15 protein-coding genes and 1 tRNA gene are annotated in these 16,386 nt (G+C 72.9%); 10 read left to right on the top strand and 6 right to left on the bottom strand.

Features of this window, described 5'->3' with window-relative positions; all coding sequences use genetic code 11:
* Positions 1 to 113 precede the first annotated feature (113 nt).
* The gene (locus HS99_RS09005) at positions 114 to 1,211 is read right to left on the bottom strand and encodes an ABC transporter ATP-binding protein (RefSeq protein ID WP_030288546.1); all 1,098 of its coding nucleotides are present in this window, start codon (positions 1,209 to 1,211) and stop codon (positions 114 to 116) included.
* A gap of 314 nt (positions 1,212 to 1,525) precedes the next feature.
* Here HS99_RS09005 and HS99_RS09000 point away from each other — a divergent pair.
* A tRNA-Thr gene (locus HS99_RS09000) sits at positions 1,526 to 1,599 on the top strand.
* Between the two features lie 139 nt (positions 1,600 to 1,738).
* Here HS99_RS09000 and HS99_RS42365 read toward each other — a convergent pair.
* Positions 1,739 to 2,494, bottom strand: a complete 756-nt coding sequence (locus tag HS99_RS42365) for a hypothetical protein (RefSeq protein ID WP_050366712.1) — start codon at positions 2,492 to 2,494, stop codon at positions 1,739 to 1,741.
* A 147-nt stretch (positions 2,495 to 2,641) separates the two neighbouring features.
* Here HS99_RS42365 and HS99_RS08990 point away from each other — a divergent pair, with 147 nt between their 5' ends.
* From HS99_RS08990 to HS99_RS08980, 3 genes are all read left to right on the top strand, one after another.
* Positions 2,642 to 4,663: an N-6 DNA methylase gene (locus HS99_RS08990; protein WP_030551655.1), complete on the top strand. Its 2,022-nt coding sequence runs from the start codon at positions 2,642 to 2,644 to the stop codon at positions 4,661 to 4,663.
* Between the two features lie 151 nt (positions 4,664 to 4,814).
* Positions 4,815 to 5,231 carry a hypothetical protein gene (locus HS99_RS08985; protein WP_030551653.1) on the top strand — a complete coding sequence of 139 codons (417 nt, stop codon included), beginning with the start codon at positions 4,815 to 4,817 and terminating at the stop codon, positions 5,229 to 5,231.
* Entirely contained in the window at positions 5,228 to 6,811 is a 1,584-nt protein-coding gene (locus tag HS99_RS08980) for a serine/threonine-protein kinase (protein WP_030551651.1), read from the top strand. Before HS99_RS08985 ends, HS99_RS08980 begins: the two co-directional genes overlap by 4 nt.
* Before the next feature lie 22 nt (positions 6,812 to 6,833).
* Here the strand turns inward: HS99_RS08980 and HS99_RS08975 are convergent, their stop codons facing one another.
* The 4 genes from HS99_RS08975 to HS99_RS08960 all read right to left on the bottom strand — a co-directional run bounded on the left by HS99_RS08975 (position 6,834) and on the right by HS99_RS08960 (position 10,524).
* Positions 6,834 to 8,036 carry a sensor histidine kinase gene (locus tag HS99_RS08975; protein ID WP_030551649.1) on the bottom strand — a complete coding sequence of 401 codons (1,203 nt, stop codon included), beginning with the start codon at positions 8,034 to 8,036 and terminating at the stop codon, positions 6,834 to 6,836.
* Between the two features lie 47 nt (positions 8,037 to 8,083).
* Complete coding sequence (locus HS99_RS08970; protein WP_030551648.1) at positions 8,084 to 8,908, bottom strand: response regulator; 825 nt, start codon at positions 8,906 to 8,908, stop codon at positions 8,084 to 8,086.
* On the bottom strand, positions 8,905 to 9,825 hold the full coding sequence (locus HS99_RS08965) for a hypothetical protein (RefSeq protein WP_030551647.1): 921 nt from the start codon (positions 9,823 to 9,825) through the stop codon (positions 8,905 to 8,907). Before HS99_RS08965 ends, HS99_RS08970 begins: the two co-directional genes overlap by 4 nt.
* A 174-nt stretch (positions 9,826 to 9,999) precedes the next feature.
* The gene (locus HS99_RS08960) at positions 10,000 to 10,524 is read right to left on the bottom strand and encodes a class F sortase (protein WP_063737814.1); all 525 of its coding nucleotides are present in this window, start codon (positions 10,522 to 10,524) and stop codon (positions 10,000 to 10,002) included.
* Between the two features lie 380 nt (positions 10,525 to 10,904).
* Here HS99_RS08960 and HS99_RS08955 point away from each other — a divergent pair, with 380 nt between their 5' ends.
* The 6 genes from HS99_RS08955 to HS99_RS08930 all read left to right on the top strand — a co-directional run bounded on the left by HS99_RS08955 (position 10,905) and on the right by HS99_RS08930 (position 16,278).
* Positions 10,905 to 11,096 carry a hypothetical protein gene (locus tag HS99_RS08955; RefSeq protein WP_030284423.1) on the top strand — a complete coding sequence of 64 codons (192 nt, stop codon included), beginning with the start codon at positions 10,905 to 10,907 and terminating at the stop codon, positions 11,094 to 11,096.
* Between the two features lie 58 nt (positions 11,097 to 11,154).
* Positions 11,155 to 12,966, top strand: a complete 1,812-nt coding sequence (locus tag HS99_RS08950; protein ID WP_232543161.1) for an ABC transporter ATP-binding protein — start codon at positions 11,155 to 11,157, stop codon at positions 12,964 to 12,966.
* Positions 12,967 to 13,129: 163 nt separating this feature from the next.
* A complete protein-coding gene (locus HS99_RS44705; protein WP_157846563.1) occupies positions 13,130 to 13,504 on the top strand; it encodes a hypothetical protein in 375 nt (124 codons plus the stop codon).
* A gap of 183 nt (positions 13,505 to 13,687) precedes the next feature.
* A complete protein-coding gene (locus tag HS99_RS08940) occupies positions 13,688 to 13,921 on the top strand; it encodes a hypothetical protein (RefSeq protein WP_046387441.1) in 234 nt (77 codons plus the stop codon).
* Between the two features lie 167 nt (positions 13,922 to 14,088).
* Positions 14,089 to 14,634 carry a methylated-DNA--[protein]-cysteine S-methyltransferase gene (locus HS99_RS08935; RefSeq protein ID WP_030284415.1) on the top strand — a complete coding sequence of 182 codons (546 nt, stop codon included), beginning with the start codon at positions 14,089 to 14,091 and terminating at the stop codon, positions 14,632 to 14,634.
* A gap of 222 nt (positions 14,635 to 14,856) precedes the next feature.
* The gene (locus HS99_RS08930) at positions 14,857 to 16,278 is read left to right on the top strand and encodes a family 2B encapsulin nanocompartment shell protein (protein ID WP_030284413.1); all 1,422 of its coding nucleotides are present in this window, start codon (positions 14,857 to 14,859) and stop codon (positions 16,276 to 16,278) included.
* The last annotated feature ends 108 nt before the right edge of the window (positions 16,279 to 16,386 follow it).

Here is a 16,386-nt window from a genome sequence, read left to right as displayed (position 1 = left end):
CATCGAGTGACAGGGTGTCCGGGTTCGTCCCTGCACCGTGTTGACGCGGGGGTGTACGGACGGAGCCCGCCGGACCGGAAGGGGTCCGACGGGCTCCGCCAGGTGCGGCTTCCTCAGTCGCAGACGCTCAGGCGCACGCCGCTGCTGGCGGCGAAGACGTGGGTCTCCTGGGCGATCGGCACCACGTGGATGGTCTCGCCACGGGTCGGGATCTGGCGGCCGGGCACCCGGACGACCAAGTCCTTGTCCACGCCGCCGATCTGGGTGGTGCCGTAGACGAAGCCGTCCGAGCCGAGCTCCTCGACCACGTTCACCGTCACGGCGACGCCCTCGATGCCGCCGGCGTCGACGATCTGGAAGTGCTCGGGGCGGATGCCGACGATCACCGTCTTGTCGGTGCCGGCGCCGGCCAGGTTCTCGCGCGAGATGTTGACGACGGAGCCGCCGAACTTCACCCCGCCGTCCACCAGCGGCACCTCGACCAGGTTCATGGCCGGCGAGCCGATGAAGCCGGCCACGAACAGGTTGGCGGGCTTGTCGTACATGTTGCGCGGGGTGTCGACCTGCTGCAGCAGACCGTCCTTGAGGACCGCGACCCGGTCGCCCATGGTGAGCGCCTCGGTCTGGTCGTGGGTGACGTACACGGTGGTGATGCCCAGGCGGCGCTGCAGGCCGGCGATCTGGGTGCGCGTCGAGACGCGGAGCTTGGCGTCCAGGTTCGACAGCGGCTCGTCCATCAGGAAGACCTGCGGCTGGCGGACGATCGCGCGGCCCATCGCGACGCGCTGGCGCTGACCACCGGAGAGCGCCTTCGGCTTGCGGTCCAGGTAGTCGGTGAGGTCGAGGATCTTCGCCGCCTCCTCGACCTTGGTGCGGATGTCCGCCTTGTTCACGCCGGCGATCTTGAGCGCGAAGCCCATGTTCTCGGCGACGGTCATGTGCGGGTAGAGCGCGTAGTTCTGGAACACCATGGCGATGTCCCGGTCCTTCGGCGGCAGGTGGGTGACGTCCCGGTCGCCGATCCGGATCGCGCCGCTGTTGACGTCCTCCAGGCCGGCCAGCATGCGCAGGCTGGTCGACTTGCCGCAGCCCGACGGGCCGACCAGCACGAGGAACTCGCCGTCCGCGATCTCCAGGTCCAGCGCGTCCACCGAGGGCTTGGTCGCCCCGGGGTAGATGCGGGTCGCCTGGTCGTACGTGACAGAAGCCATGGTCGTTCTCTCCTTCACCGGCAGGAACGTGCCGGACGATCCGAGTAAAGGGGGGGTGGTTCGTCTCCGTCGGTCCATCAGTGGTCTGAACCACTACCGGAGCCGACTCCCGGCGACGCTACCTGCGCCACCGACGCTTGTCAGCCCCCTCCGCCCCGATTTCGGCATCGGTTCCATCACGCTCACCCCGCGCCCACCCGCCTCCCGCCCACCCCCCACCCACCCCGCCAACCCCCGGATATCCCCCCACCCCGCCACCCCGGCCCGGTAGACTGCCCCCGGTGCCGCCGTGATCCGTCGCGGACGGCCACCGTGCCTCCTTAGCTCAGCTGGCCAGAGCACCGCTCTTGTAAAGCGGGGGTCGTCGGTTCGAACCCGACAGGGGGCTCAGTGGTGGAAGGGCCGGCTCGATCGAGCCGGCCCTTCGTCGTTGTCAGGCCCGGCGCTCCCCTCGCCGCGCCGGGCCTGCCGCCGCGCCGCCGCCGTCGTGGACGGCCGGGCATGGGTTGCTCGCTCGGGCCCCGAGTTCAGTGCGCGGAAGCCGCGTTCTTGACCAGGGTCTTGGTCAGGGCCACGCCGGCGGTTCCGGTCTTGCTCTGCTCGTTGTCATAGGTCGCCACCACGACCTTGCCGACGCGGGCGGCGACCAGCGTGCTTCCGCCGGTCCATTCCGGAGAGGTGATGACCGCCTGGAGTGCTTCGTCCCCGACGCCGGGCAGGCTCTGCAGGGTGACGGTCGCGGAGTAGTTCTGGCCGTCCTGGGTGACGGTGAAGGTGTGGCAGGCGGTGAGGGTCTTCTTCAGGTTGGCCATGACCGTCTGAGCGTCGTCGCCGCGGTAGGCGTCCAGCTCCTGGGCGAACATGTTCTGGGCTTCGTCCGCGTAGTTGTTCTTGGCGAAGGACGCGGCGATGATCCCCGCCGAGTTGACCCACCCTGTCCCGTTGAGCATGTCGCACGCCTTGTCGGCGGGCACCGCGGAAGGCGAGGCCGGCGGGATGGCGCCGTCGCCGGTGCTCTGGGAGCCGCTGGGGTCGAGCTTGAACTTCGGCGGCATCGCGGTGGCCGGCAGGAGCAGGGCGTTCAGCTTGTTCCCGTCGGGGAGGCCGGCGGTGCTCGCGGCGGGCCCGGGGGCCGGCGCGGTGGACGATGCGGCGCGGGCGGACGCGGCGGGGGCTGCCGCGGTGGCCGAGGGGTTCGCGTTGTCCGGGCCGCAGGCGGCGAGGCCGAGGACCGCGGTGGCGCTGCAGGCGATCAGGGTGGCCCGGCGGAGTTGCTGAGACATCGGGGCGTGCACCTTTCGGGCGGGGAGCTGTGTGAGCGGCGGGCTAATCAGATCATCGCCTGTGAACCGCGTCAACATGAGAACTCGCCGTGAGGCTGGTTGTAGAATCGTTCTCAGTCGTAGCGTCGCGGGGAGGGGGCCCACTCGGTGCCGGAGAACAGGACAGACGTCACCGCCGCCGGGATCGCGCGGTTGGCCGGTGTCGGCCGGGCCGCGGTCAGCAACTGGCGGCGCAGGCACACGGACTTCCCCAAGCCCGTCGGCGGCACCGACACCAGCCCGGTCTTCGACCTGGCCGACGTCGAGCAGTGGCTGCGCGACCAGGGCAAGCTCGCGCAGGTGCCCCTGCGGGAACGGGTCTGGCAACAGATCGAAGGGGATCCGGACGGCGCGGCGACCGCGCTGCGGCTGGTCGGTGCCGTGCTCCTGCTGCGCGATCAGCCCACCCGCTGGCAGGAGCTGGCCACCGCGGACGACCGCCGTCTGGCCGGCGAGCTGCCCGGAGCGCTCGCCGAGGCACTTCGCGCCCGCCTGGGCGAAAACCACCCGGTACCCGTGCCGAGCGGGCCCGAGCTGACAGGGCGTCTGGCGCTGCTGCGCGGTGGCGTGGAGCTCGCGAACGAACTCGGCGCACGCCAGGCGTACGAGTTCCTGATGGGGCGCCACCTGGAGGCGGGGCCGCGCCAGTACACGCTCACCCCCGCGCCGCTCTCGGAGCTGATGGCCGAACTCGCCGGCCCGGCCGAGCTGGTGCTGGACCCCGCCTGCGGATTCGGCGGCCTGCTCGGCGCGGCCGGTCCCACCACCACGGTGATCGGTCAGGAGGCCGATCCGGACCTCGCCGCGCTGACCGCGGTGCGCCTCGCCCTGCACACGGACGGGGAGGTGCGGATCCAGGTGGGCGACAGCCTGCGCGCCGACGCGCACACCGGCGTGCGCGCGGACGTCGTGCTGTGCCACCCGCCGTTCAACGAGCGCTCCTGGGGGCACGAGGAGCTCGCCTACGACACCCGCTGGGAGTACGGGCTGCCGCCGCGGACCGAGTCCGAGCTGGCCTGGGTGCAGCACGCCCTCGCCCATGTGCGCGATAACGGCTGCGCCGTGCTGCTGATGCCGCCCGCCGCGGCGTCCCGCCGGTCGGGCCGGCGGATCCGGGCGGACCTGCTGCGGCGCGGCGCGCTCCGGGCGGTCGTCGCGCTGCCCGCGGGCGTGGCCCCGCCGTACGGGATTCCCCTGCACCTGTGGGTGCTGCGCCGTCCTGCGGCGGACGCGCCGCAACCGCAGCGACTGCTGCTGGTGAACGCGGCCGAGCACTCGGACGGCGGGGAAAAGCTGCCTTGGCAGGAACTGCGCAACACGGTGCTGGCGGACTGGTACGCCTTCGACCACGCCGGCGCGGCACCGGAGCGGCCCGGCGTCAGCCGCACCGTCCCGCTGGTCGACCTGCTGGACGACGACGTGGACGTGACCCCGGCCCGGCACCTGCCGATTCGGGCGGCGGGCACCGGAGAGGCCGGGCTGAGCGAGGTCCGCCAACGCCTGACCGATGCCCTGCGGAGCACCGTGGAACTGGCGCCGGTGGTGGGCGTCCAGGGCGCGCTCGTGCGCTGGCCCATGACCAGCCTGGGCGAACTGGCCAGGACGGGAGCCCTGGTGATGCGGACGGGCGGTGCCGGAGCCGGCACCGGCGGCCCGCCGGTCCTGAGCGAGCACGACATCGTGTCGGGCGGCGCCCCCTCCGGCGTGCTGCCCGAGGGCGAGGACGAGGAGCCAGTGCTCATCCGGGCCGGGGACGTGGTGATCCCCGTGCTCGGCCGGGGCACCGCGACCCGCGTGATCGACGAAGCCACCGCCGGTGCCGCGCTGGGCCGCAACGTCTACCTGCTGCGCCCCGACCCGGCCACCCTGGACCCGTGGTTCCTCGCCGGCTTCCTGCGCAGCAGCGCCAACAACCGGCAGGCCAGCAGCTTCACCACGTCCGCGACCCGGCTCGATGTGCGCCGGCTCCAGGTGCCCCGGCTGCCGCTGGCCGACCAGCAGCGCTACGGTGAGCGGTTCCGCGCGGTCGCCGCCTTCGAGGAGGCGGCACGCCTGGCGGCCAGACTGGGCGAACTGTTCGTCCAGGGCCTGTACGACGGGCTGACGGACGGGAGCATCAGCCCGTCCTGATGGGCGGAGGGCGCCCGGCGGACGGGTCGGTAGGCTGACCCCGGCAATCACCGATCAACCTCCGCCGAGCAGGAGCTGGCCCATGTACGGCCCCGTCCCCACAACGCCGCCGCGTCGACGTGGCGCGCGCGTGTGGAGGGTGCTTCTCAGGGTGGTCCTCACCGCCGTTCCGGTGCTGACCATCGGCATGCTGGGCTGGATATCGATGCTGTACCTCGCGCTCGTGCACCGCCGCCGACGCGACTGGCTGGTGCTCGTCGCGGTGGCGGCGGCGTCCGTCGGCGGGGTGGCGCTGATCGGGCCGTCCGGGAAGGACAGTTGGCAGGCCACCACCGGGGTGGTGCTCCTGCTCGGGACCATGGTCTTCGTCCCGGCGTACTTCCTTGCCGTCGACCTGCGGCCGCAGCCTTCGGGCGGGGCGGTTCCCGGCCAGGGGACCCCGGTGGCACTGCTGGCGGTGCCACCGGGCCACCCACCTGTGGGCCTGCCTCGCCAGGACCGCATCGGGCAGGTCAGGGCCGGGCTCGACGAACTGAGTGCCTACCTCGAGCAGCAGGAGCGCTCATGAAGGGCCGGCTCGTCGCCGGGCGGTACGAGCTGGCGACGCTCGTCGGGCAGGGCGGCATGGGCCAGGTGTGGACGGCCCACGACAACGTCCTGGACCGGCAGGTGGCGGTCAAGCTGCTCCGGACCGACCGGATGCCCGAAGCGGCGGAGGACTTCGACGGGGTCAGGCGGCGCTTCGTCCGGGAGTGCCGGGTCACCGCCCAGGTCGATCACCCCGGACTGGTCACCGTGCACGATGCCGCCAGCGACGGCGACGACCTCTACCTGGTCATGCAGTACGTCCAAGGCGCGGACCTGGCCGACCACTTGGCCGAGCACGATCCCTACCCCTGGCCGTGGGCGGTCGCCGTGGCGGCGCAGCTCTGCCCGGTGCTGACCGCCGTGCACGCGGTACCGGCCGTGCACCGCGACCTCAAGCCGCGCAATGTCATGGTCCGTCCCGACGGCACCGTCGTCGTGCTCGACCTCGGTGTCGCCGCCGTCCTGGACTCCGACACCACGCGCCTCACCCTCACCGGCTCTCCCATCGGCAGCCCCGCGTACATGGCGCCCGAGCAGGCCATGGGAGGCGAGGTCGGCCCGAGCGCCGACCTCTACTCGCTCGGCGTGATCCTGCACGAACTGCTCGGCGGCACGGTCCCCTTCGCCGGTGCCTCCGCGCTGGGCGTGCTGCACCGGCACCTCCACGAGCCGCCCCTGCCACTGCGCCGGCTCCGGCCAGAGGTGCCGGAACCACTGGAGACCCTGGTCCTGCGGCTGCTCGCCAAGGACCCGCGGGACCGCCCGGCCGATGCGGCGGAGGTCTACCGCGAGCTGGCGCCCCTGCTTCCCGGGCCCGCGTCGAACCGCCTTGACGGCCCCGGGGTCCCGATGGACCCGACCCGTCCGTTCCGGCAGCCCTACGCGCCCTGGCACGGCGGGCAGCCGCCGTGCCGGTCACGGCACTCGCCGACCGTGCCCGCCGCGGACCCGCACCCGGGCCCTCCCGCACCCGTCGGCGGGACGGCCGAGATCGGCGCCGCCGTCAAGGAGGCCAAGGGGTTGCTGGACGCGGGTCGGGTCACCCAAGCCGTGAGCGTGCTCGGCAGAGCGCTGTCCGGTGCCGCTGAGGCCCGTGGCCGGAACTCTCCGGTCGTCCACATGCTGCGGAAGCACTACGCCGCGACTCTGCTGGAGGACGGTCAGTTCCGCGCCGCACTGTCGGAGTTCCGGCTGCTGATCGAGCAGCGCTCCGCCGAGGCCGGCCCGGCTGACCCGCAGGCCCTACGCTTCCGCGTCGAGGCAGCGCAGTGCCTGGAACACCTCGGCGACCACGTCTCGGCACTCGCCGAGTACCGGTCCCTGCTTCCTCAGCTGGACCGGCTCGCCGACGACGATCCGGCCTTCGCACTGGAGGTCCGCGGCCGCGCAGCACACCTGCTCTTCGCGACCGGTGACCACATCGGCGCCCGCACGGCCCAGCTCCGAGTACTCGTCGACACCGAGCGGCTCTATGGCCCGCACCACCCGCTCGCCGCCGAGACCCGGCGCACCCTCGACGAATGGGACTCGCGGGACGACCGGAGAGACCGCCGTCCGTAGCCACCACGCGATGAGGAGGCGGTCAGTCCGGGGGGAGGGTGAGGGTGGCGAGGGCGCCGCCGGCGGGGTGGTTGGCGAAGGTGAGGGTGGCGCCGATGACGCGGGTGTGGCCGGTGGCGATGGTGAGGCCGAGGCCGTGGCCGTGGCCGCGTTCGGGGGCGTTGGTGCGGAAGCGCTGGGGGCCGTGGTCGAGGAGGTCGTCGGGGTAGCCGGGGCCGTGGTCGCGGACGGTGATCCGGCGGCCGTCGACGTGGAGTTCGACCGGGCTGGCGCCGTGGCGGTGGGCGTTGAGCAGCAGGTTGCCGAGGATGCGGTCGAGGCGGCGCAGGTCGGTGCGGACCTCCTGGTCGGAGGTGATCCCGATCCGGACGTCGAGGCCGGTGAGGGTGACGGTGCGGCGCACCGCGCGTTCCAGGGGGACGGCGGAGAGGTCGGGGGACTCGACGTCCGCGTCCAGGCGGGAGACCTCCAGGAGGTCCTCGACGAGGGCGCGCAGGGCCTGGACCCGGTTCTGCACCAGTTGGGTGGGGCGGCCGGGCGGCAGCAGTTCGGCGGCGGTGACCAGGCCGGTGAGCGGGGTGCGCAGTTCGTGGGCGACGTCGGCGGTGAAGCGCTGTTCGTCCTCCAGGCGGCGGTGCAGGGTGCGGGACATCAGGTCGACGGCGGCGGCGAGGTCGGCGACCTCGTCCTTCCCGTCGACGAGTTCGCCGATCCGGGTGTCGGTGCCGCCGGCCGCGATGCCCCGGGCGGCGGTGGCCGCGGTGCGCAGGCGGCGGCTGATCCGGTCCGCGACGAGCACGCCGGCCAGCACGGTGGTGAAGACCGCGGCGACGACGGTGAGCAGGATGATCCGGTCCAGGTCGGCGATGGCCCGGCGGTCCTGGGTGAAGTCCACCCGGGCGGAGAGCACTCCGCCCCGGACCGGGGCCGCCGCCCACATCGACTCGCCCTGCTGGTCGGTCGCGAGCACCGTGCCCTCTCGCCCGCCGGCGGCGAGGTCGTGCAGCCGGGTGGGGAGGGCCGGGTCGTCGAGGGCGGCGACGGGGTTGGGGGTCAGGCCGCGCGCGTAGTCGGTGAGGGCGGAGTTGAGGGCGGTGAGCGCGGAGGAGCGCGCCTGGTCGACATGCTGTCGGATCATCGCCTGGTGGACCAGCAGGCCGACGGCCACCGCGACCAGGACGGAGATGGCGGCGACGGCGGTGGCGATCTGACGGCGCAGGGTCATCCGGCGCAGCGTCAGCCGGGAGGGGAGCGGTCGGGGTCGGCGTACGGTCATGCGGGGCGCCGGAGCTTGTAGCCGAAACCGCGGACGGTTTCGATCCGGCCGGAGCCGATCTTGGCGCGCAGCCGCTGGACGTGGACGTCCACCACCCGGGTGTCGGCTCCCCACTCGTAGTCCCAGACGCGCTCCAGCAGCGTCGAGCGCTCCAGCACGATGCCGGGCGCGGCGGTGAACTCCAGCAGCAGCCGCAGCTCGGTGGGAGTGAGCGGGACGAGGCGGCCGTCGACCCGCACCTCCATGCTGTCGGTGTCCACCTGCAGGCCGTCGAAGTTGCGGACGGCGTGGGTGGGGGAGGGAGCGGGGGAGGGGGCGACGGGGGCTGCCGGGGAGTCGGGCGACGCGGAAGAAGGGGGGAAGGAGGAGGAAGGGGAGGAGGAAGAGGAGGGGGAGGAAAGGACGGCAGGAGACGCAGCGGCAGGAGCCGGGGCCACCCGGATGCGGCGCAGCACGGTGCGGATCCGGGCGACCAGGACGGCGCTCTCGAAGGGCTTGACCACGTAGTCGTCCGCGCCCGCCTCCAGGCCGGACACCACGTCCACCGGGTCGGTGCGGGCCGACATCATCAGGATCGGCAGCTGGCTCTCCTCCCGGATCCGGCGGCACAGGCCGACCCCGTCGAGCAGCGGCAGCATCACGTCCAGCAGGAGCAGGTCGGGGCGGACGGCGTGGAAGGCCTCCAGCCCCTCCAGGCCGTCGGCGGCGGTGGTGACCGGGAAGCCGTAGCGCTCCAGGGCCATCCGGGTCGCCTCCCGGATCACCTCGTCGTCCTCGACGAGCAGGATGTGCGGCTGGGCGGGGGCGGCGGCGGTGGTCATCGCTTCGCTTCCGGGACGACGGCAGGGGCGGACGGTTGGGACGACTGGTACTGAGAGGACTGCTGGTACTGCGGGGTCGGCTGGTACCGCTGGGACGGTTGAGCGGGCTGGGGCTGGGGTCGGCCGGGGCGCGCGGTCGGGACGGCCGCGCCGGCGCCCGGCCTGGCCTCGGCGGAGGGGCGGACCGGCCCGGGAACCGCGCCGACGGCTCCGGTGCCGGTCGGCGGGTCGGTGCCCGGATCGGTGGGCGGGAGCAGGCCGATGCCGTCCACCCGCTTCTCGACCAGGGCGAGCCTGGTCCCGTCCCACTGGTAGTGGCTGGTGGTGCGGGTGGTGACGGTGGTCGGTTCGTACAGCCACAGGTCGGAGTCCAGGGTGGCGGCGCCGAAGTCCGGCTTGATCTGCACCCGCAGGATCGGCAGGACGCGGTCCCCGGTGAGGGTGTAGACGTGCAGCGCGACCTGTCCCGGGGTGGCGACGGCGGCGATCAGTTCGGGCAGCCCGTCGCCGGTGAGGTCGCGGAACTCGGGGGCCCGCACCTCGCAGCCGGTGCAGGAGTCGAGCGCGCGCCGCTCCTCCGCGCTCACCGCCGGGTCCTTGGCCAGGAGGGTGTGGAGGTCGACCGCGGTGAGGTCGTGCCCGGGGGCGGTCAGGTCGGGTACGGGCTGCGGCGGAGGTGCCTGGGTGCTGGACCCGGTCGCGGACGTGGCGGGCGGCGGTGCGGTGGCCAGGCCGGGCCAGAGCGGTTTGGCCGAGGTCGGCGGGGTGACGGCCACGCGCGGGCCGTCGTCCCGCAGGCCGCCCGGGGCGGGGTGGCCGAAGGCCAGGACGCCGAGGACGGTCAGGGCGGCCAGGGTGGCGAGGGCGGCCGCGGGCACGGCGCCGGGGCGGCGGCGGAGCGGGGTCGGTGGTGCCACGGTCGGTGCTCGTCCTCCAGGTTCGCGGTGTGCGCGCGGCGCGGTGCCGGTTCGCCGTCCCTCCGGCCGTCCTGCTGCTGTGACCGTTGTAGCCGGTCCGTCCTGGTGGCCGGTCCGGTGGGTAGGTCGTGCGGACGGTGACCGGCGGTTCCGCCCCCGCTGTCGGCGGCCCGGTCAGGCCGGGTCCGCCAGAACGATGATGTTGTCCGTCCAGTGGCCGTCCGAGCCGATCCGCCCGCCGCAGGTGATCAGCCGCAGTGCGGGCCCGGGGGTGTCGCCGTACACCGCGTCGGTGGGGAAGTGGTCCTTGGCGGCCTGGAGCAGGCTGCGGACCTTGAAGTCCACGCTGCCGCCGTCCGAGCGCCGGATCCGGATCAGGTCGCCCGGGTGGAGTTCCGGCAGGCGCCGGAAGACCGCCGGGCCGTTCCTGGTGTCGAGGTGGCCGATCAGGACGGCCGGGCCGGCCTCGCCCGGGGTGGGGCCGTTGCGGTACCAGCCGACCTGGTCGGCATGGTCGGCCGAGGGCACCTGGACGGTGCCGTCGGCGTTCAGGCCGAGGTCGGTCACCGGGGCGTCCACGCTGATGGCGGGGATCAGCAGCCGGGTGGGCGGCGAGGCGGCGAGCGTCCGGGCGCTGGCGGTCGGCGCGCCCACGGGGGTGGTGCGGGCGGGCGAACGGTGGGTACGGCTCTTGCTCATACGGTGGTGCTCCTTCGAAGACGAAGACTCTGGTGAACGAACGCGTCAACGGCGAGACCGCGGCTCTCGCGAACGCCTCCGGCCCGTACGGCCGGTCCCTGAGGCCGGCCCGCGCGGTTGTCCGATGCGTCGTCGGTGACGGTAGGGGGACCGTGTCGCGGTGCCCGCCCGGCCGCGTCACGGTCGCCCATCGGCTGGGTAACGGTCCCCGGGCCGAGCGGAACGGGCCCGTGACGGAAGCCGTGACGGAGCCCGTGACGCACGTCGGAACACACTCGGTGACACCGGACACATCCGGTGACATGTGTCCCGGGCTGAGTACTTCCGCCCGCCCGTCCGTACTTTCCGGTGGGGGACAAACCGAGAGAAAGGCGGCAGTGATGAGCATCCTCGCCAACCTCCTTCCGACGCTGCGGAGCGACCGCGGCGACCGCGGTGGCCGCGGGTACGGCGGCCGCGGGGACGACCGCGGGGACTTCCGTGGCGGCCGGGGCGACTTCGACGATTTCGGCGACTTCGACGACGAGGGCCGTCGTGGCCTTCGCGGCTCGCGCCGCTGGAACCGGTGCTGACGGTCACGGACCGGTGATGGTCCCTGGCTAGGACGAACTGGTGTGGTCCCTGCGGCGGTTGACGGCCGTCGACACGGGTGACGGCGACGGCCGGGCGGACCCGGTCGTCGCCCCGGCCCCGGTCGTGCCGCTGCGGCGGACCTTCCGGCAGTTCTGGCCCTACACCCGAGGGGGGAGGCGCTGGCTGATCCTCCTGGTGGCGATCGTCCTGCTCGGCCCGGTGGTCGACGCGGCGATGATCTGGCTGTTCAAGATCGTCGTCGACGACGTGCTGGTGCCGCGCAGACTCGGGCTGTTCCTGCCGGTGGCGCTCGGTTACGCCGGGCTGACCCTGCTGGCGGGAGGCTTGGGCTTCGTCGACGAGACGCTCTCCACCTGGGTCAGCGAGCGCTTCCTCCTCAACCTGCGCACGGACGTGTTCCGGCACCTCCAGTGCCTACCGCTGGGCTTCTTCGAGCGGCGGCGGCTCGGCGACGTACTGTCGCGGCTGACCGCGGATGTCGAGGCGGTCGAGACCTTCCTGCTCTCGGGCGTCCTGGAAGCGGTCGCGTACGTCGCCGAGCTGACCGTCTTCCTCGGCCTGCTGTTCTACCTACGCTGGGACCTCACGCTGACGGCCCTGGTGGTGGCCCCGCTGTTCTGGATCACCGCCCGGCGCTTCTCGGGGAAGGTGAGGACCGCGTCCCGCGAACGGCGCCGCCGCAGCGGCTCGGTCAGCGCCCTCGCCGAGGAGACGCTCGGTAACATCGCTCTGGTGCAGGCGTACAACCGGCAGGACTGGGAGCAGAAGCGCTTCCTGGGGGAGAACCTGGCGCGGTTCCGCGCGACCATGGCGGCGACCCGGCTGCGCGCGCTGTTCGAGCCGATCGTGGAGATGCTGGAACTGGCCGGTGCGCTGATCGTGCTCGGCCTGGGGGCCTGGGAGTTGACCCAGGGCCGCCTCACCCTGGGCGAGCTCCTCGTCTTCGTCGCCCTCCTGAGCCGCCTCTACGGCCCGGTCAAGGGGATCGGGCGGCTCAGCAACGGCTTCTTCTCGGCCGCGGCCGCCGCCGAGCGGATCATCGAACTCCAGGACCAGCAGCCGGACGTGACCGATCCGCCGAAACCGCTGCGTCCGGCCCGGGTGCGTGGAGCAGTGGCTTTCGAAGGGGTGCGGTTCCGCTACCCGAACGTGTCCCGGTTGGCGCTGAACGACGTCTCCTTCCGCGCCGAACCGGGCGAGACGGTCGCGCTGGTCGGGGAGAGCGGGGCGGGCAAGTCGACCGTCGCCAAGCTGCTGCTGCGCTTCTACGACCCGGAGCGCGGTGCCGTCCGGCTGGACGGCATCGACCTGCGCGGCCTGGCGCTGAGCGATCTGCGCGAGCACATCGCGGTGCTGCTCCAGGAGACCCTGGTCGTCCACGGCACCGTCCGGGACAACATCGCCTACGGCCGACCGGGGGCCACCGACGCGCAGATCGTGGCGGCCGCCCGGGCCGCCGACGCGCACGAGTTCATCAGCCGGCTGCCGGAGGGCTACGACACGGTGGTGGGCCAGCAGGGGCGGCTGCTGTCCGGCGGCCAACGCCAGCGGATCGCGATCGCCCGGGCGATGGTCCGGGACGCACCGGTGCTGCTGCTCGACGAGCCGACCACCGGCCTGGACTCGGAGTCGGGGCGGCGGATCCTGGAGCCGCTCGGGCGGCTGATGAGCGGGCGGACGACGATCATCATCTCGCACAACCTGCTCACCGTGCGGAACGCCGACCGGATCGTCCTGCTGCGCGGGGGCCGCGTGGTCGCCTGCGGCAGCCACCGGGAACTGCTCACCCAGGACGCCGGCTACGCCCGGCTCGACCGGGCCGTGACCCCGACCTGGGCCGCCGGGTGAACGCGCGGGCTGTGAGTCCGCTCCGTCGCGCGAGACCCGATTCGCCGACACCCACGGCGATTTGCTCCCTCAGGGCCGCCGCGCGGTACCCCCGCCCGGCGCGTGGTCCTCACCGCCGCTCCCTCAGCTGCCGGAGCGTCCAGCCCGGCCCGAGGGCGCTGGTGTGCGCGATGAAGAGTTCGGCCGCGCGGCGGTAGGAGAGGCGGGCGCGGCCGGTGTGGGGGCAGCGGTCGGCGGCGGGGTGCCGTCCGCCGCGCTGGCGGCGGGGCTCGGTTCGGCGGTCTGCGGGACGTTGTACAGCACCACGGTGCAGCACTGGGTGCCGCCGGAACTGCTGGGCAGGCTGAGCGCCTTCGGGGCGGTCGGCTCCTTCGCCGTGGGACCGCTCGGCCTGGCGGCGGCCGGTCCGCTGTCGGCCCGGTACGGCACCGGCGGCGTGCTGTTGGTCGGAGCCGTCTGGCAAGTGGCGGCGGGGGCCGTAGTGTTGGGCCTGCCGGCCGTACGGGATCGCCGCTGGGAGGAGGGCCCGGACCGCTGACTCACCCCTCGGACGGCTCCGGGGCGCACCCCCGGCCGGTACCGGTGCGGCCCACCGCGCACCGTACCCGGCCGGCCCCGGAGCACAGCCGGTCGCTCCGCCCACGCGTGCGTGCCTCCGCGGCGGGCGGGGTGGCCGGGTCGGTCGTACCGTGGACGGAGGGGGTACGGAGGAGGTTTGACCATGCCCGGTTCGCTCACCATCAGCCATCACCAGGCCGCGGCCACCCTGGACCACGTGGACGCGGAGCGGCTGGCCACCGTACTGGCCGACCTGGCGTACCTGCTGGAGATCCCGGGGCCGGACCGGATCACCGACGCCCAGCTCGCCGTGCTGTGCGAGGGCCACTCGCCGGACCGCGCCGACCTGGTGCACTTCTGCGCGTCGACCGCCCGCAGGTTGAAGGGGCAGCTCTGACCGGACCGGCCGAGGGGACGGGGCCCGTCTTCGGACCGGCCCCGTCCGCACCGCCCGCACCGACCGCCCCGCCCGCCGTACGATGGCGCGCGGGGCGGCTCGGTCGGAGCGCCCCGAGGTCGCCGGGCCGGCTGGCGGCCGACCCGGCGGAGGGTGGGGGCCCGAGCGTGCCGCAGTCCTGGTCGTTGTCCTGGCTGACCGTGCCGACCCCGCTGCCCAGCGGTCCGATGCACATCGCGGTGACCCCGCTCGGGGTGGCGGCCGCAGGCTACGGCGGACGGGACGGTGAGACGCCGCCGTGCACCGACCCCGCGAAGGTCACCGCCGTCACCGAGCGGATCGGCGCCTACCTGGCGGGCCGCACCCGGGAGCTGGGCCTGCCGATCGACTGGAGCCTCAGCTCCGGGCCGCACCGCACCGTCCTGCGCACGCTCCGGGAGCAGGTGCCGTACGGACGGACCATCACCTACGGTGAACTTGCCGCCCGCAGCGGGGTGTTCGAGGACGTCACGGAACCGGGCCTGGCCGCCCGGACGGTCGGGCAGATGATGGCCGCCAACCCGGTGGCCCTGCTGGTGCCCTGCCACCGGGTGGTGGCGGCGGACGGGATCGGCGGTTTCGGCGGCGGCCGGGTCGGCATCGACGTGAAACGCTGGCTGCTCACCCTGGAAGGGGTGCTGGAACCGACACTGGACTGGAACGGTCCGCTGTAGTGTCAGCCGCACGGTCGACGGAGGAGGACCGGGCGCGGCATCCCGGTGTTTTCGAATAAGAAGTCGAACAAATATCGATCAGGCGATCTAGTCGTACTATTTGTTCGGTTATTCAGAACCACTCGAACGAGTGATTGCGGACCTCCCTCGAACGGCCCACCATGAAGCTGTAACGAGAATGTGCAAGGCGACACTTCATCGGGCATGCGAAGGGTTTTCCCTATGTCGACCGAAACCAATGCCGGTATTCCTGCGCCGGGCGCGCAGCCGGACATCCGGCAGCAGCAGTCCCTGAGCACGGCGGGCGCGCGGAACCTCGCCACGACCACCAAGTCCGCGCCCCAGATGCAGGGCATCAGCCCGCGCTGGCTGCTCAGGACGCTGCCCTGGGTGCAGGTCTCCGGCGGCACCTACCGGGTCAACCGCCGCCTGCGCCACAAGGTCGGCCGCGGCCGGGTGAGTTTCGTCAAGACGGGTTCCGAGGTGCGGATCGTCCCGCAGACGCTGGCCGAGGTGCCGGTGCTGCGCGGTTACGAGGACGAGGCGGTGCTGGAGGAGCTGGCCGGCCGCTTCGTCCAGCGGCAGTTCCAGGCGGGCGACGTCCTGGTCACCGCCGGCACGCCGATCAGCGAGGTCTTCCTGATCGCGCACGGCAAGCTCGAGCGGCTCGGCACCGGCAAGTACGGCGAGGAGACGGTGGTCGGCACCCTGGCCGACGGCGACCATCTGGGCGACGAGGCGCTCCAGGAGGAGGACGGCAGCTGGCCGTACACCGTCCGTGCCGCCACCGCAGGCACCGTGATGGTGCTCGCCTGGCCGTCCTTCCAGGAGCTGCACGACCGCTCCGAGTCGCTGCAGCTGCAGATCATGGAGTACCTGAACGGCTTCCAGCAGGCGCAGAACAAGCACGGCGAGGCGGCGATCGACCTCTCCGCCGGCCACCAGGGCGAGTACGAGCTGCCCGGTGCCTTCGTGGACTACGAACTCAAGCCGCGCGAGTACGAGCTGAGCGTCGCGCAGACCATCCTCAAGGTCCACACCCGGGTCGCCGACCTCTACAACAAGCCGATGAACCAGACCGAGCACCAGCTCCGGCTGACGATCGAGGCCCTGCGCGAGCGCCAGGAGCACGAGCTCATCAACAACCCCGAGTTCGGCCTGCTGGAGAACGCAGAGTACGACCAGCGGATCCAGACCCACTCCGGCCCGCCCACCCCGGACGACATGGACGAGCTGCTCAGCCGCCGCCGCAGCACCAAGATGTTCCTGGCCCACCCCAAGGCCATCGCCGCCTTCGGCCGTGAGTGCAACAAGCGCGGGCTCTACCCGGGCACGGTCGAGGTCGAGGGCAAGCAGGTCAGCGCCTGGCGGGGGGTGCCGATCTTCCCGTGCAACAAGATCCCGATCGTCGGCGGGAGCACCAGCTCGATCCTCGCGATGCGCGTCGGCGAGGACAACCAGGGCGTCGTCGGCCTGCACCAGACCGGAATTCCGGACGAATACCAGCCGAGCCTTTCGGTGCGGTTCATGGGAATCGACGAGAAGGCCATCATTTCCTACCTGGTGAGCGCCTACTACTCGGCCGCGATCCTGGTTCCGGACGCCGTCGGCGTCCTGGAGAACGTGGACATCGCCCAGCGCTGACGACGGCCGCCGGCTCGGCCTCCGAGCAGAATCCGCGCCGCCCGGCCGGGGACACCCGGCCCCGGCCGGGCGGCGCGCCGCGGCGCGTACGGCCACCGGCCCGAGTCG

Source organism: Kitasatospora aureofaciens (genome assembly GCF_001188955.3).
Lineage (GTDB): Bacteria > Actinomycetota > Actinomycetes > Streptomycetales > Streptomycetaceae > Kitasatospora > Kitasatospora aureofaciens.
The sequence above is the reverse complement of the archived record's forward strand: the minus strand, read 5'-3'. Positions and strand labels throughout refer to the sequence as shown.

Coding starts and splice junctions, on each gene's coding strand:
- HS99_RS09005 (WP_030288546.1), bottom strand. CDS start 1,211: ATGGCTTCTGTCACGTACGACCAGGCGACCCGCATCTACCCCGGGGCG.
- HS99_RS42365 (WP_050366712.1), bottom strand. CDS start 2,494: ATGTCTCAGCAACTCCGCCGGGCCACCCTGATCGCCTGCAGCGCCACC.
- HS99_RS08980 (WP_030551651.1), top strand. CDS start 5,228: ATGAAGGGCCGGCTCGTCGCCGGGCGGTACGAGCTGGCGACGCTCGTC.
- HS99_RS08975 (WP_030551649.1), bottom strand. CDS start 8,036: ATGACCCTGCGCCGTCAGATCGCCACCGCCGTCGCCGCCATCTCCGTC.
- HS99_RS08970 (WP_030551648.1), bottom strand. CDS start 8,908: ATGACCACCGCCGCCGCCCCCGCCCAGCCGCACATCCTGCTCGTCGAG.
- HS99_RS08960 (WP_063737814.1), bottom strand. CDS start 10,524: ATGAGCAAGAGCCGTACCCACCGTTCGCCCGCCCGCACCACCCCCGTG.
- HS99_RS08955 (WP_030284423.1), top strand. CDS start 10,905: ATGAGCATCCTCGCCAACCTCCTTCCGACGCTGCGGAGCGACCGCGGC.
- HS99_RS08940 (WP_046387441.1), top strand. CDS start 13,688: ATGCCCGGTTCGCTCACCATCAGCCATCACCAGGCCGCGGCCACCCTG.
- HS99_RS08930 (WP_030284413.1), top strand. CDS start 14,857: ATGTCGACCGAAACCAATGCCGGTATTCCTGCGCCGGGCGCGCAGCCG.